This window comes from Brenneria populi (genome assembly GCF_036016195.1).
Taxonomy (GTDB): Bacteria; Pseudomonadota; Gammaproteobacteria; order Enterobacterales; family Enterobacteriaceae; genus Brenneria; species Brenneria populi.
Genome location: NZ_JAYWTM010000027.1, coordinates 1 through 13,412, shown reverse-complemented (window position 1 = coordinate 13,412; position 13,412 = coordinate 1). Strand labels below are relative to the sequence as shown.

At 60.2% G+C, this 13,412-nt stretch carries 12 protein-coding genes and 2 pseudogenes; 12 read left to right on the top strand and 2 right to left on the bottom strand.

The annotated features are described in order from the left end of the window. Positions 1-63: 63 nt before the first annotated feature. The 11 genes and pseudogenes from VSX58_RS19335 (at position 64) to VSX58_RS19285 (ending at position 12,352) form a co-directional block, all read left to right on the top strand. Positions 64-1,605, top strand: a complete 1,542-nt coding sequence (locus VSX58_RS19335; protein ID WP_327619522.1) for a glutathione ABC transporter substrate-binding protein — start codon at positions 64-66, stop codon at positions 1,603-1,605. An 18-nt stretch (positions 1,606-1,623) separates the two neighbouring features. Beyond that, positions 1,624-2,544, top strand: coding sequence for an ABC transporter permease (locus VSX58_RS19330; RefSeq protein ID WP_327619521.1), 921 nt, complete (start codon positions 1,624-1,626; stop codon positions 2,542-2,544). A gap of 8 nt (positions 2,545-2,552) precedes the next feature. Continuing rightward, complete coding sequence (locus VSX58_RS19325) at positions 2,553-3,452, top strand: ABC transporter permease subunit (RefSeq protein WP_327615050.1); 900 nt, start codon at positions 2,553-2,555, stop codon at positions 3,450-3,452. An 8-nt stretch (positions 3,453-3,460) separates the two neighbouring features. Then, the gene (locus VSX58_RS19320; protein WP_327619520.1) at positions 3,461-4,528 is read left to right on the top strand and encodes a DmpA family aminopeptidase; all 1,068 of its coding nucleotides are present in this window, start codon (positions 3,461-3,463) and stop codon (positions 4,526-4,528) included. A gap of 2 nt (positions 4,529-4,530) precedes the next feature. Beyond that, the gene (locus VSX58_RS19315; RefSeq protein WP_327619519.1) at positions 4,531-5,352 is read left to right on the top strand and encodes a M55 family metallopeptidase; all 822 of its coding nucleotides are present in this window, start codon (positions 4,531-4,533) and stop codon (positions 5,350-5,352) included. Between the two features lie 38 nt (positions 5,353-5,390). Beyond that, positions 5,391-6,338, top strand: coding sequence for an isoaspartyl peptidase/L-asparaginase family protein (locus VSX58_RS19310; protein ID WP_327619518.1), 948 nt, complete (start codon positions 5,391-5,393; stop codon positions 6,336-6,338). Between the two features lie 209 nt (positions 6,339-6,547). After that, entirely contained in the window at positions 6,548-7,492 is a 945-nt protein-coding gene (locus VSX58_RS19305; RefSeq protein ID WP_327619517.1) for an Rpn family recombination-promoting nuclease/putative transposase, read from the top strand. Between the two features lie 360 nt (positions 7,493-7,852). Next, a pseudogene (locus tag VSX58_RS19300) lies at positions 7,853-8,819 on the top strand (dipeptidase). A gap of 133 nt (positions 8,820-8,952) precedes the next feature. Beyond that, on the top strand, positions 8,953-9,861 hold the full coding sequence (locus tag VSX58_RS19295; RefSeq protein ID WP_327619516.1) for a LysR family transcriptional regulator: 909 nt from the start codon (positions 8,953-8,955) through the stop codon (positions 9,859-9,861). 107 nt (positions 9,862-9,968) lie between these two features. Then, positions 9,969-10,832 carry a YicC/YloC family endoribonuclease gene (locus VSX58_RS19290; protein ID WP_327619515.1) on the top strand — a complete coding sequence of 288 codons (864 nt, stop codon included), beginning with the start codon at positions 9,969-9,971 and terminating at the stop codon, positions 10,830-10,832. Between the two features lie 236 nt (positions 10,833-11,068). Further along, on the top strand, positions 11,069-12,352 hold the full coding sequence (locus VSX58_RS19285) for a tyrosine-type recombinase/integrase (RefSeq protein WP_327619514.1): 1,284 nt from the start codon (positions 11,069-11,071) through the stop codon (positions 12,350-12,352). Here the strand turns inward: VSX58_RS19285 and VSX58_RS19280 are convergent. Continuing rightward, positions 12,334-12,585 (bottom strand): helix-turn-helix transcriptional regulator, encoded by a 252-nt coding sequence (locus VSX58_RS19280; RefSeq protein WP_034918379.1) that lies wholly within the window; start codon positions 12,583-12,585, stop codon positions 12,334-12,336. The two genes, VSX58_RS19285 and VSX58_RS19280, sit on opposite strands and share 19 nt — an antisense overlap. A gap of 121 nt (positions 12,586-12,706) precedes the next feature. Here VSX58_RS19280 and VSX58_RS19275 point away from each other — a divergent pair, with 121 nt between their 5' ends. After that, positions 12,707-12,970: a helix-turn-helix domain-containing protein gene (locus VSX58_RS19275; protein WP_039550300.1), complete on the top strand. Its 264-nt coding sequence runs from the start codon at positions 12,707-12,709 to the stop codon at positions 12,968-12,970. 284 nt (positions 12,971-13,254) lie between these two features. On the opposite strand, the pseudogene VSX58_RS19270 reads toward VSX58_RS19275, so the two are convergent. Beyond that, positions 13,255-13,356 (bottom strand): annotated as a pseudogene (locus VSX58_RS19270) (integrase domain-containing protein); the annotation flags it as partial. Between the last annotated feature and the right edge of the window lie 56 nt (positions 13,357-13,412).

Here is a 13,412-nt window from a genome sequence, read left to right as displayed (position 1 = left end):
ATATTTACAAAACATAGTGATAAAACGCAACACCTCAATCATTGCTGACCAGGAGAGATAACCATGAAGCCATTCGTTCGCCGCTCCGCCGTTGCCCTCGGGCTTTCGCTGTGTCTGGCCGCCGTTGCCCAGGCGCAGGATCTGCGCATTTCCATCTATGCCGATATCACCGGACTCGACCCGCACGACACCTCGGATACGCTGAGCTACTCCATTCAAAGCGGTATTTTCGAGCGTCTGTTCCAGTTCGACAACAAAATGAAGCTGGTGCCGCGTCTGGCGACGGGCTACACCAGCAACGACGACGCCACCGAGTTCGTCGTTACGCTGCGCGGAGGCATCACCTTTCAGGACGGCGCGCCGTTTAACGCCGACGCCGTGAAGGCCAACCTTGACCGCCTGGCCGACCAGAGCAAGGGTTTAAAACGCAACAGTCTGTTTAACATGGTGAAAACCGTCACCGTGCTGTCGCCAACCCAGGTTAAAATCGAGCTGAACAAGTCCTTCGGCGCCTTTGTCAACACGCTGGCGCACCCGTCCGCCGTGATGCACAGTCCGGAAGCGCTGAAAAAATACCCGGACGAAGCGCAACTGCGCGTCCATCCGGTCGGCACCGGCCCGTTCAAGTTCACCGAATGGCAGCAGGGTAAAGACGTCAAGCTGGTGAAATTCGACAACTACTGGCAAAAAGGCTGGCCGAAAGTCGACAGCGTGACCTTCTACCCGACGCCGGAAGACTCCACCCGCGTGGCGTCGCTGAAATCCGGCCAGGTGGATGCGGTATATCCGCTGCCTTCCGATCTGATCGCCACCGTACAGAGCGACAGCAAACTGGCGATTCAGCGCGACCCGAGCATCTATCAGTTCTGGCTGGCGATGAACAACCTGCGCCCGCCGCTGAACGATATCCGCGTGCGTCAGGCGCTCAACTACGCCATCAACCGCGATATCTGGCTGAAAGTCGGCTTTGCCGGCATGGGCGTTCCCGCCACCTCGGCGATGGCGCCGGACGTGCAGTTCTTCGCCAAACAGAGCGCGCCGAATTACACCTATAACCCGGAAAAAGCCAAGGCGCTGCTGAAAGAAGCCGGCTACGCCAACGGACTGAGCCTGAAACTCTGGACGACGAACCGCACCGACTACATCCGCAGCGCGCAGTTCTTCAAACAGCAGTTAGAGCAGGTCGGCGTTAAGGTCACAGTGACGCCGATGGATTCGGGGATGCGCAACGCCAAGCTGTTCGGCGTGAAAGATCCTAAGCAGGCCGAATTCGACCTGTTCTATAACGGCTGGTCGCCGTCCACCGGCGATGCCGACTGGGCGCTGCGTCCGCTGTTCGCCACCGAATCCTGGGTGCCGACCGCGTATAACGTCTCCTACTACAGCAGCCCGGTAACGGATAAGGCGATCACCGCCGGTCTGGCGACCGCCGACGCCGGCAAACGCGCCGCCGCATACGCCGACGCGCAGCGCCAGATTTGGCAGGACGCGCCCGTGGTCTTCCTGGGAACGCCGGACAACATCGTCGGCAAAAGCAAAAACCTCGACGGCGTCTACATGCTGGCGGACGGCTCGCTGATTTTCGATCAGGCGCAGTTTAAGTAATCGGACAGGGAGAACGCCATGTTTGCTTATATCGTCCGACGTTTGCTGGAAATGATCCCGGTTCTGCTGGTGGTCTCCCTGTTGGTGTTCGGTTTTATCAAGCTGCTGCCGGGCGATCCGGCGCGTATTTACGCCGGCGCCGACGCCACCATCGAGGCGGTGGAAGCCGCCCGCCAGCAGCTAGGGCTGAACGATCCGCTGCCGCAGCAGTACATCCGCTGGCTCGGCGGCCTGTTCAGCGGCGATCTGGGCGTGACGTACCGCACCCAGCAGCCGGTCGTCGATGTGATCGGCAAGAGCTTTATGCCGACCATGTGGCTGGCGCTGGCGGGGTTCGCCTGGTCGGTGGCGCTCGGTCTGCTGATCGGCGTGGTTTCCGCGCTCAAGCGCGGCAAGTGGCAGGACTGGACGCTGATGAGTTTCGCCGTCGGCGGCATTTCCATGCCGCCGTTCTGGCTCGGCCTGCTGCTGATCCAGTTTGTGGCGATGCCGTTCGGCGTGTTTTCCGTCAGCGGCTTTAATCAGCCCAGCGATATCATTCTGCCGGCGCTGACGCTCGGGGCGTCGGTAGCCGCCGTCATGGCGCGCTTTACCCGCTCCGCCTTTCTGGAAGTGTCGCAGGAAGACTACGTGCGCACCGCGCGCTCCAAAGGGCTGCGCAATCGGCTGGTCACCTGGAAGCACGTGATGCGCAACGCGCTGATCCCGGTCATCACCATGCTGGGGCTGCAGTTCGGCTTCCTGCTGGGCGGGTCGATCGTGGTGGAGAGCGTGTTTAGCTGGCCGGGGCTGGGCTGGTTGCTGATTGAGTCGATCAAGACCCAGGATCAGCCGGTGATTCAGGCGCTGGTGATGCTGTTCGTGTTTGAGTTTATTGTGATTAACCTGTTGGTCGACCTGCTGTACGCGGTGGTCAATCCGGCGATTCGCCTACGTTAGGAGACAGGATGAATTTACCTTCCGAACCCGTCGCGGCCGCCGCCGCGCTTGATGAAGAGACGATACGTTCGCCGTGGCGCGATTTCGTTCAGGTCTTTATCCGCAACCCGATGGCGCTGATCTCCGGCGGCTTTATCCTGCTGCTGGTGCTGGTCGCCATTTTCGCCCCCTGGCTGGCGCCCTGGAACCCGATGGAGCCGGACTGGATGGCGCTGGCCTCCCCGCCGTCGGCGGCGCACTGGATGGGCACCGACGATCTGGGGCGCGATGTGATGAGCCGCATCATCTACGGCGCGCGCATCTCGCTGTATATCGGTATTTTTTCCGTCACGCTGGGCATGCTGGCGGGCATTGCGCTGGGGCTGCTGGCGGGGTATTACGGCCGCTGGGTGGATATGCTGATTATGCGCGGCTCCGACGTGCTGTTCGCCTTTCCCGGCATGCTGCTGGCGATTGCCGTCGTCGCCATCCTCGGCCCCGGCCTGAATAACGTGATTATCGCCGTGGCGGTGTTCAGCGTGCCGGTTTTCGCCCGCATCGTGCGCGCGTCGACGCTGTCGCTGAAGCAGGCGGCCTATGTGGAGGCGGTGCGCTGCGCCGGCGCGCCGGACCGCATCGTGCTGATGCGCCACATCCTGCCGGGCACGCTGCCTAACGTGATCGTCTATTTCACCATGCGTATCGGCACCAGCATCCTGACCGCGGCGGGGCTGAGCTTTATCGGCCTCGGCCCGGAGCCGGACGTGCCGGAGTGGGGCAACATTCTGGCGATGAGCCGCAGCCTGATGATGGCCGGCGCATGGCACGTCAGCGTGTTCCCCGGTCTGGCGATTTTTTTCACCGTGCTGGCGTTTAACCTGCTCGGGGATGCGCTGCGCGATACGCTCGATCCCAAACTGAAAAGCTGAGAAACACCATGCTCGACTATCAACGGCGGCAGCAGGCGCTGCTGCTAACGCGCTGGCGGGCGACGCGCCAGCTGGGCACGCCGCGCTCGGCCAGCGGGCCGCGCAACCGCATCAGCGACGTGGCAGGCGTACGCGTCGGCCACAGCACGCTGGCGGCAGGAGAGATTCAAACCGGCGTCACGGCGATCGTGCCGCCCGGCGAAAACCTGTTCGCCCGCCCCCTGCCCTGCGGCGCGGCGGTGCTCAACGGCTTCGCCAAGCCCGCCGGACTGGCGCAGATTGAAGAGCTGGGGCTGCTGCAAACCCCTATCCTGCTCAGCAATACGCTGGCCGTCGGCACCCTGTTCACCGCGCTGGCGCGCGACGCCATTGCCCGCAACCCGGAGCTGGGACGCTCGCTGCCGACGGTTAACCCGCTGGCGCTGGAGTGCAACGACGGCTGGCTCAACGATATTCAGGCGCTGGCGGTAACGGAACAGACGGCGCGCGAGGCGCTGGACGGCGCGACGGACGCCTTCGCGCGCGGCAGCGTCGGCGCCGGGCGCGGCATGAGCTGCTTTAGCCTGAAAGGCGGCATCGGCACCGCTTCGCGCCTGATTCCCGCACTAAACGCCACGCTCGGCGTGCTGGTGCTGGCGAACTTCGGCGCGCTTTCCGCGCTGACGCTGGACGGCGTGCAGATGGGGAACGCCATCGCCCCGGTTCTGCCGGAACTGACGCCGCAGCAGGATGCCGGTTCGATCATCATTATTATGGCGACGGACGCGCCGCTCGACGCGCGGCAGCTCAAGCGCATCGCCAAGCGCGCCGGCGCAGGATTAGGCCGGCTCGGCAGCTACTGGGGACACGGTTCCGGCGACATCGCCGTGGCGTTCTCCACCTGCCCACGACCACAGCCGCCGGAGGATGCGCAGCTTGAACCGCTGTTAAGCGCCGCCGCCGACGCCACCGAACACGCGGTGCTCGACGCCATGCTTCAGGCGGACGCCGTCACCGGCTTTCGCGGCCATCACCGCCCCACGCTGCCGCAGGCGCTGGACCGGCTGGCCGCTGACCTCTCTCTCGCAGGACACTGATTATGAAAGTATTTATCTCCGCCGATATCGAAGGGATCGCGGGCGTGATGCGCCCGGAACAGTGCAGCCCCGGCACCGCCGAATACCAGCTGGCGCGCGGGCTGATGGAGCAGGAAGTGAACGCCGCGATTGACGGCGCCTTCGCCGGCGGCGCGACGGAAGTGGTGGTGGCGGACAGCCACGCGGCGATGGTTAACCTGCGCGCGGAGAATATCGACGCGCGCGCGCGGCTGGTGCAGGGCAAACCACGCGGCTACTCGATGGTGGAAGGGCTGGAGCGGCAGCCGTTCGACGGCCTGATGTTCATCGGCTACCACAGCGCGGCGGGCGAATTCGGCGTGCTGGCGCACACCATCAACGGCCGCGCCTTCTATCGCGTGCGCATCAACGGCGAGATCATGGGCGAAAGCGACATCTACGCCGCCGCCGGCGTGGAGCAAAACACGCCGCTCTGGCTGGTGAGCGGCGACGACACGCTTCAACGCTGGATCGCCCGCTACTACCCCGCCGCCGGCTACGCCTGCGTCAAACGCGCCATTTCGCAGCATGCGGCTGAGTCCCTCAGCGCGGAACAGGCGCGTCGGGTGATTCGCGACGCGGCGCAGGCGGCGGTGGAGAAAGCGCCCCGCGCTCTGGAACCCAGAATTCAGGCGCCCTATCGCCTTGAACTGATGGTGGCGAAGCCGGTGCTGGCCGATCTATTCTGTCTGCTGCCGAATATCGAGCGTTTGGATGCCGTCACCGTAGGCTATACGGCGCAAACCATACGGGAACTCACCAGCCTGCTGGGCGCGTTCTCCTATCTGGCGACGACGCAAAACTGATGCCGGCGCGCAACCCGATGAACAAGAGAAGCTATCGCATGACGAAACCCGTGATTGTGATCCACGGCGGCGCAGGCGCGCTGACCCGCTCGGCCATGAGCGCCGAAAAAGAACAGCGCTATCTGGCCGCCTTATCCGAAATTATCGCCGGCGGACAGCGGATTCTGGCGCAGGGCGGCAGCGCGCTGGATGCAGTGACGGAAGCCGTCCGGCTGCTGGAAGAGTGCCCGCTGTTCAATGCCGGGCGCGGTTCGGTCTTTACCCACGCGGAAACCCATGAGCTGGACGCCAGCATCATGGACGGCCGCACGCTGGAAGCCGGCGCGGTCAGCTGCGTCAGCCATATCCGTAACCCGGTTCTGGCGGCGCGCGCCGTGCTCGAAAAGAGCCCGCACGTGATGTTTACCGGCGACGGCGCGGAAGCCTTTGCCCAGCAGCACGGTCTGGAAAGGGTTGACCCTGCATTTTTCTCCACCGACGAACGCCGCCAACAGTTGCGTAACGCGCAGGCCGGCGCAGGTCGTGTCATTCTCGACCATGACGGCCAGAGCGACCCTATCGATCCCGACCGTAAATTCGGTACAGTCGGCGCGGTCGCGCTCGACAGCGCCGGCAACCTTGCGGCGGCGACCTCGACGGGCGGCATGACCAACAAGCAGGCCGGCCGCGTGGGCGACAGCCCGATCGTCGGCGCGGGCTGCTACGCCAATAACCAGACGGCCGCCGTCTCCTGCACCGGCACCGGCGAAGTGTTTATGCGCGCGGTGGCCGCCTACGACGTATCGGCGCTGATGGAGTACGCCGGGCTGACGTTACGCCAGGCCGGCGATCGCGTGGTGCTGGAGAAACTGCGGCGGATGGGCGGCAGCGGCGGGCTGATCGCCGTCGACAACGCCGGCAACATCGCGCTGCCGTTCAACAGCGAAGGGATGTACCGCGGCTACGGCTACGTGGGGAAAGAGCCGGTCGCGGCCATTTACCGCTGACGGCCCCCCTAATCAAATAGCATAAGCGGCGATCCTCACGAAACGGCATACCCCCGCGTTCAGGGATCGTCCTCACAGGGAAAAATGTCGCTCGGACGTTTTTCCATTCTGTTTTCAACCCGCTTTCCAAAATAGGCGACGCTGCCTTTACGCGCCAACGCCATGCGCTACTCTGACCCTCGCAAGGAACATAAACGGTCAGGGACGACATGCAATCACACGATGCCATCTGTAAACAGTTTCTCGGCGACATTGAGGTGGCGCGGGATTTTCTCGCCATCCACCTGCCGCCGGATATTCGCGGCCGCTGCGATTTCAACACGCTGCAACTGGAATCGGCCTCGTTTATCGACGAAGATTTGCGCGCGCGGGTTTCCGATATGCTCTATTCGCTGCGCACTACCGCCGGACAAGGCTATATCTATTGTCTAATCGAGCACCAGAGCCGGCCGGAAAAACTGATGGCTTTTCGCCTGCTGCGCTACTGCCTGGCGGCGATGCAGCAGCATTTGGCGCAGGGGCATAAGCAGTTGCCGCTGGTGGTGCCCCTACTGTTCTATCAGGGGAGACGCCGCCCATATCCGTACAGCCTGCGCTGGCTGGATAGCTTTGCCGACCCATCATTGGCGCAGCGGCTATACGTAAGGGACTTCCCGCTGGTGGACTTGACCGTTATCCCCGATGAGGAGATCAAAACCCATCGGCGGGCGGCGCTGCTGGAACTGGTGCAGAAGCATATCCGCACGCGGGATATGCTAGAACTGGCGCGAGATATCGGGTTATTATTTGAGCGCTGGCAGGTGCCGTTGACGCAGAAGCGGGCGTTGCTGTTTTATATTGCGCAAACCGGCAATACATCCAGACCAGCCGACTTTATCGAGAGAGTGGCGGCGCCACTGTCAACGGATCGGGAGGAAATCATGACGATTGCACAACAGTTGGAGCAGATTGGGTTTGAGAAAGGTATTCGAAGCGGCATGGAGAAAGGAATAGAACAAGGGATGGAGCAAGGGATGAAAGCCGGCGCGCGGCGCATTGCCCTCCGGCTACTGCTGAGCGGCATGGCGCGCAAGCAGATCCAACACATCACCCAGCTTTCCGATGAGGAAATGGCTCAGCTGTCCGACGCCACGCCTCCGGATGCCGGCATATAAATTATGAAAAAACCGCCGCCCCTCAGCGCTGATACGTCACTATCCGGCCGCGGTTCAACAGTAGCCTCATGCCGTTAGCCTCCACCTGGCTGGCAAAACGTTTTTGCCACGGGCCAATGCCCATAACCGTTTGTCGCCCGCGATCGCCGGCTAATGCTGGCACGCGCGCGTTTTGGTCAAGACCTGACGGTTCTCCGATGAAATCAGCTGAGCTTTGATGCCGATGGCGCCCAGTTACGTTTGCATCGCCCGATGCGCTATTTTCTCCTTAGCGACGGTTTGTCCATTACGGTGCGAACGCACCAAAAATGGGCAGGATAACGCCTCATTGCACCACATCCAGAGCCGATACTTGCGACGATGTCAGACACTCACTCATCCCTCATTGAACAAATCCCTCTCTTCGACGGGCATACGACGTACTCCTGCGTCTTTGGTCTTCTCACCGCGATAACCGGTAAAGGCTTTTCTAAACGGTCCGGCGGCCGGTCAGATCGACCTGCCGCGCATCCGCCAGGGCGGATGCGTCGGCGGATTGTTCGCCGCTTATCTACCTTCACCCAAAACAGCAAAATCCGTACCAGGAAGCGGCGGACTTTTCGTTCCCCACGCGACGCCGACGACGGAAAACGCCAGAGAAGTCACCTTTTCGCTGATTTCCACACTGTTGCGCATTGAGGCGGCGTCCGCCGGACAGGCCAAAATCTGCCGCAGCGCGACGGATATCCGCCAATGCATGGCGCAAGGCGTATTGGCGATGGTGATGCACATTGAAGGCGCCGAAGCGCTCGACCCCGATCTGGAGCTGTTGGATATTTTGTATGCCGCCGGATTGCGCACCCTCGGGCCGCTGTGGAGCCGCCCGAATATTTTCGGCCAGGGCGTACCGTTCCGTTTCCCCTCCTCGCCGGATACCGGCGACATCACCGATGCGCCGCTGGTCGCCAGCCACTGCAACGCGCACGCGCTCTGCGCCCAGTCGCGCAACCTGACGGACGGTCAACCGGCCGCCATCCGGGAAAGCCGCGGTTTCGTCGGCGTGAATTTCGGCACCATGTTCCTACGCGAAGACGGGAAAAAAGATCCTGACGCGACGGTAGACGAGATCGTCCGCCACGTTGATTACCTGCTGACAAAGCTCGGCGAAGAGGGCGTCGGCCTGGGGTCGGACTTCGACGGCGCCAGCGTTCCGCCGGATTTGGTCGACGCCGCCGGCCTGCCGGTGCTGGTCAACACGCTGGCCAAGCGCGGCGACGATCGTCCGCTGCTGGAAAAGATCTGTTACGGTAACGGGTTGCGTGTACTGGAGCGCACCTGGGGCGCGTAACCTCAACGCGCGCAGCCGGGATAACGCGCGTCAGCCTGCGCCGTATGGCGTGGATATTGCATAGGGAATATCGCCGACAACGTTGCGCCCGACGGCGCAACGACCACCCAAAAGATACACGGGGCGTGCTCCCATGCGTTTACGACATATCGAAATTTTTCAGGCTATTGTGCAGGCCGGCACCATCAGCGGCGCCGCCCGTTTACTGAACGTTTCCCAGCCCAATGTCAGCCGGGTGCTTAACCATGCTGAACAGCAGCTTGGCTTCTCTCTGTTTGAACGAAATACGCAAGGCATGATCGCCACGGAGGCGGGCCGTAGCCTGATCCCTAAAGTGCAGGAGTTGTACAAACAGCTGCAGGCCATCAGCACACTGACCGAGCAGATTAAAACCGGCAAAGAGCAATCCGTCCGTCTGGGCGCCGCCCATGCGTTCGGGCAGATGATCGTCGCTCCCGCCTTAGTGGAATTTCATAAGCAGGAAACCCGGGTCAACGTCGAGCTGGTGACGGAGCATTTCAGCACCCTGTGTCTGAATATCCTGCAAAACCAGCTCGATTTCGCCCTGGTGTTCGGACAGCAGGTCGACGCGGCATTGCTGGCGGAACCGCTGTTTCAGTCTTCGATGGTGGCGCTGCTGCCTAAAGACAGCCCGGTGAACGGCCCGGTATCGCTCGAATGGCTATGTTCGAACAATCTATTGATGATGCAGCATCAGGATCCCCTCGGGCAGGTATTACACCGGGCGTTACGCACCCGGCATCTCAAACCGGCGGCTTCGCTGTACATCAAAACCTATTCAGTCATCGCGGATATGGTACTGGCCGGCGGCGGCGCCGGCGTGGTCGATCTCTTTACCGCCTGCCGCTATGCCGGCCTGCTGAAAATCGTCCCCATCGATCAGCCCTTGCCGTTTGAGGTGACGCTGATTAGCCGGCGCGACAACCCGCAGTCGCAGGCGACATTGCAGCTTAAGCAGATGATGAAAAACAAATGTCGGGAGATCGCCAAACAAAACGAAGCGCTGCTGCACGCCGCATAATAGCCGCCGCGCGGGCCGAGCGACCGCCCGCGCGGCGATTTTATTCTACCCTGCCCAGAGACACGACGTTATAATCCCCGCATCATTTGCTCTACAGGTATGCACCAATGATTCGCAGCATGACCGCTTACGCCCGACGAGAAGTCAAAGGCGACTGGGGCAACGCAGCCTGGGAACTGCGTTCCGTTAACCAACGCTATCTGGAAACCTATATCCGTTTGCCGGAACAGTTCCGCAGTCTGGAGCCCGTTATCCGCGATCGCATCCGCGCCCGCCTGACCCGCGGTAAAATTGAATGCAACCTGCGTTTCGATCTCGATCCGAGCGCGCAAAGTTCGCTGATCTTGAATGAAAATCTGGCTAAACAGCTGGTTAGCGCCGCCAACTGGGTGAAAATGCAGAGCGACGAAGGGGAGATCAACCCGGTCGACATTTTGCGCTGGCCTGGCGTGATGGCGGCGGAAGAACAGGATCTGGACGCCATCGGCGCCGAACTGTTGCAAGCGTTGGACGGCACGCTGGATGACTTCATCCGCGCGCGGGAAAGCGAAGGCAATGCCTTAAAAACGCTGATTGAACAGCGTCTGGCCGGCGTCAGCGCCGAAGTCGCCAAAGTCCGGGCGCATATGCCGAATATTCTACAATGGCAGCGCGAGCGGCTGCTCAGCAAGCTGGAAGAAGCTCAGGTTCAGTTGGAAAATAACCGGCTGGAACAGGAGCTGGTCATTATGGCGCAGCGCATCGACGTGGCGGAAGAGCTTGACCGCCTGGAAGCGCACGTGGCGGAAACCTATAAAATTCTGAAAAAAGAAGAGGCCGTCGGCCGCCGTCTGGACTTTATGATGCAGGAGTTCAATCGCGAATCCAACACGTTGGCCTCTAAGTCCATCAACGCCGACGTCACCGCTTCCGCCATCGAACTGAAGGTTCTTATCGAACAGATGCGGGAACAGATCCAGAACATCGAATAATTTCCACCTTGCTCCACCGACTTCCACAACGCCCTGTTTTCAGGGCGTTTTTGTTGCCATCAACGTCTACTTTGTACTACCCGAATCCACCGAAATCCACTGCCGAGTGGGTAGTACATTGGGTAGTACAATCGCTTTACAAGCCAAAATGTTCGTTTTATAACCTATGTACTACCCACTTTTTCGCGCAGGCCACGATTGACGGACGCTGGCGGAATACCTTAGGGAGGCAGGGCATGGGAAATCTGACCGTTAAAACCATACAGTCCATCCTGAAAGCAAGCCGTCCCGGACGATACAACGACGGTCAGGGGCTATACCTGATGGTGCCGCAGCGCGGTGAACCTTACTGGATGCTGCGCTATACCCTGAACGCCAAACGCCGTTCGCTCACGCTGGGCAAGCCGTCCGATCTGTCGCTGGCGGAAGCCCGCTCTCAGGCCGAAGACGCCCGCAGGAAGGTCAGGAAAGGCGACGATCCCATCGCCGAACGTAAACGCAATCGCCCCGCCAGAATCCATACCGTCAACGATCTGTTTAACGACTGGAAGCAGGATTTGGTGCGACGCCTTAAGCACCCGCATATCCCACAGCGGATCTTCGCCAGAGAGATCGCGCCACACATTGGCGAGCTGGCGTTAGGCAAGGTCACACCGCTGGACATACGCGCCATCATCCAGCAAATCACCGCCAGCGGCAGGCCCTGCACCGCCAACGATGCGCTGATGTACCTGAAACAACTGTTTAATCACGGCATAAAACTTGGGCTTCTCGGACATAACCCGGCGGCGGCGTTCAAGGTGGATGATGCGGGCGGCATTGAAAAAAGCCGCGATCGGGCGTTGAGTCAGGAAGAGTTGACGCAGGTTTTTCAGGTATTCCGCAACCAGAGCGACAGCTTCACTCGCGATAACTATCTGGCTTGCGCATTACTGATCGTGCTTGGCGTACGCAAAAGCGAACTGACCGAAGCCCAATGGGATGAATTTTCCCTCGAAGACGCAACGTGGGAACTGCCTGCGGCGAGGAGCAAATCGGGCGTCGCTATCGTCATTCCCCTACCCCCGCTGACGCGGGAATGGCTGCGTGAATTGAAGATACGCGCCTGCGGTTCAGCGTATGTATTCCCCAACCGCCGGGCCAGCAGTTCGCCGCATATGGGCAGCGATACCCTCAACCGGGCGATCGCCAAACTTTTCGGCCGCGAACCGGGAAGAAAAATTCAACCGCCCAATCGCATGGGTGAACTTGAACCGTTCACCGTACACGACCTGCGCCGCACCTGCCGCAGCCTACTGGCCGCGTTAGGCGTTCCGGGCTATGTCGCCGAACGGTGCCTTAATCATAAGCTGAAAGGCGTTGAAGGCATTTACGATCGGTATGATTACTTTGAGGAGCGGCGGGAAGCGCATTGTAAACTGGCAGACCTCGTTAAGCCGATTATTGAGAACAACGAGCTGCACAGCGTTTCGAACGAACAGAGCAATAACGTGGACAAGCGCTATTTTTTCGTAGGGTGATAATTCAGAATGATTTCGGCAAGATCGTCTTCGACGGTATAAAAATAGCAGGCAGGAACATCAAGCACCGCCGCCAGTCGGCAGGCAAGATCAAAATCAGGTGTATGCACACCGCGCTCATATTGGTTCATCCGAGCGCTGGCCGTGGCTTCATCAATACCCGCCAGAACCCCAAGCCGCTGTTGCGACAGGCCCGCTCTTAGTCTGGCTTCTTTTAAACGATGTGGCAGCATGAGGATCCCGACCGACTGGATAACCAGCGGTGATTTTCATGTCTGCCTGTTGAAAATGTACTAAGTATTACTTAGTATTGATGTTGAAAAATTATTCTGTCTCTACGAGCAAGGAGGGAGCATGACTAACAAAATTGATATGCATCCGGCAGACATAATTGCCTCGTTACACAAGAAAAAGATAACGATGGCAGCGGTATCCCGGCAGGCAGGATTAAGCTCTTCAACGCTGGCGAACGTGCTTACCCGCCCGTGGCCGAAAGGCGAATTTCTGATCGCGGAGGCATTAGGTATTCATCCGTCGGAGATCTGGCCGAGCCGCTACTTCGATGAAGAAGGCAACCTGATTGAACGCCACAAGCAGATCAGAAAAAAATCCGCCTGACTTCCCCCATTTTTACCCGACTTGCAGACGGATCATGTTTTCCCCCACCAGAAACGGCAATCTGGCATTCAACCCCGTCAGCATGCGGTTTTTGGTCACTCTCCCCACCTGACTCCGCTATATACGTGGATAGTGGGGGAACCCAGTTTTTTTGGGCCGGGTTCCCCCACCAGTACCACATAGGTAACACTTAATTCCCCATCTCAGCGCCAATCTGATCTTTTTCCCTGGCTGGCGGGGTTACCTGAAGAACGTGAACTGATGAGCCAGCCAGGGGAAAGGGCCTACGCCGTTCTGCCGTAGACCTGCTGCACATACCGCCCGCGCCCGTCTCCATGCCCTAAATCCATCGATACCAGCGAGCTGGCTTCCCGGTTGCTGAAACCGGGTATGGCTGCCGCCAGCCTGTCGGACTAGCGTTTGCATCTCCCGGCTTAATCGT

What these genes read in the sequence shown, in the direction of transcription:
- VSX58_RS19320 (WP_327619520.1), top strand. Translation starts at nt 3,461, where the DNA reads ATGCTCGACTATCAACGGCGGCAGCAGGCGCTGCTGCTAACGCGCTGG.
- VSX58_RS19295 (WP_327619516.1), top strand. Translation starts at nt 8,953, where the DNA reads ATGCGTTTACGACATATCGAAATTTTTCAGGCTATTGTGCAGGCCGGC.
- VSX58_RS19285 (WP_327619514.1), top strand. Translation starts at nt 11,069, where the DNA reads ATGGGAAATCTGACCGTTAAAACCATACAGTCCATCCTGAAAGCAAGC.
- VSX58_RS19325 (WP_327615050.1), top strand. Translation starts at nt 2,553, where the DNA reads ATGAATTTACCTTCCGAACCCGTCGCGGCCGCCGCCGCGCTTGATGAA.
- VSX58_RS19305 (WP_327619517.1), top strand. Translation starts at nt 6,548, where the DNA reads ATGCAATCACACGATGCCATCTGTAAACAGTTTCTCGGCGACATTGAG.
- VSX58_RS19335 (WP_327619522.1), top strand. Translation starts at nt 64, where the DNA reads ATGAAGCCATTCGTTCGCCGCTCCGCCGTTGCCCTCGGGCTTTCGCTG.
- VSX58_RS19310 (WP_327619518.1), top strand. Translation starts at nt 5,391, where the DNA reads ATGACGAAACCCGTGATTGTGATCCACGGCGGCGCAGGCGCGCTGACC.
- VSX58_RS19290 (WP_327619515.1), top strand. Translation starts at nt 9,969, where the DNA reads ATGATTCGCAGCATGACCGCTTACGCCCGACGAGAAGTCAAAGGCGAC.
- VSX58_RS19280 (WP_034918379.1), bottom strand. Translation starts at nt 12,585, where the DNA reads ATGCTGCCACATCGTTTAAAAGAAGCCAGACTAAGAGCGGGCCTGTCG.
- VSX58_RS19315 (WP_327619519.1), top strand. Translation starts at nt 4,531, where the DNA reads ATGAAAGTATTTATCTCCGCCGATATCGAAGGGATCGCGGGCGTGATG.
- VSX58_RS19275 (WP_039550300.1), top strand. Translation starts at nt 12,707, where the DNA reads ATGACTAACAAAATTGATATGCATCCGGCAGACATAATTGCCTCGTTA.
- VSX58_RS19330 (WP_327619521.1), top strand. Translation starts at nt 1,624, where the DNA reads ATGTTTGCTTATATCGTCCGACGTTTGCTGGAAATGATCCCGGTTCTG.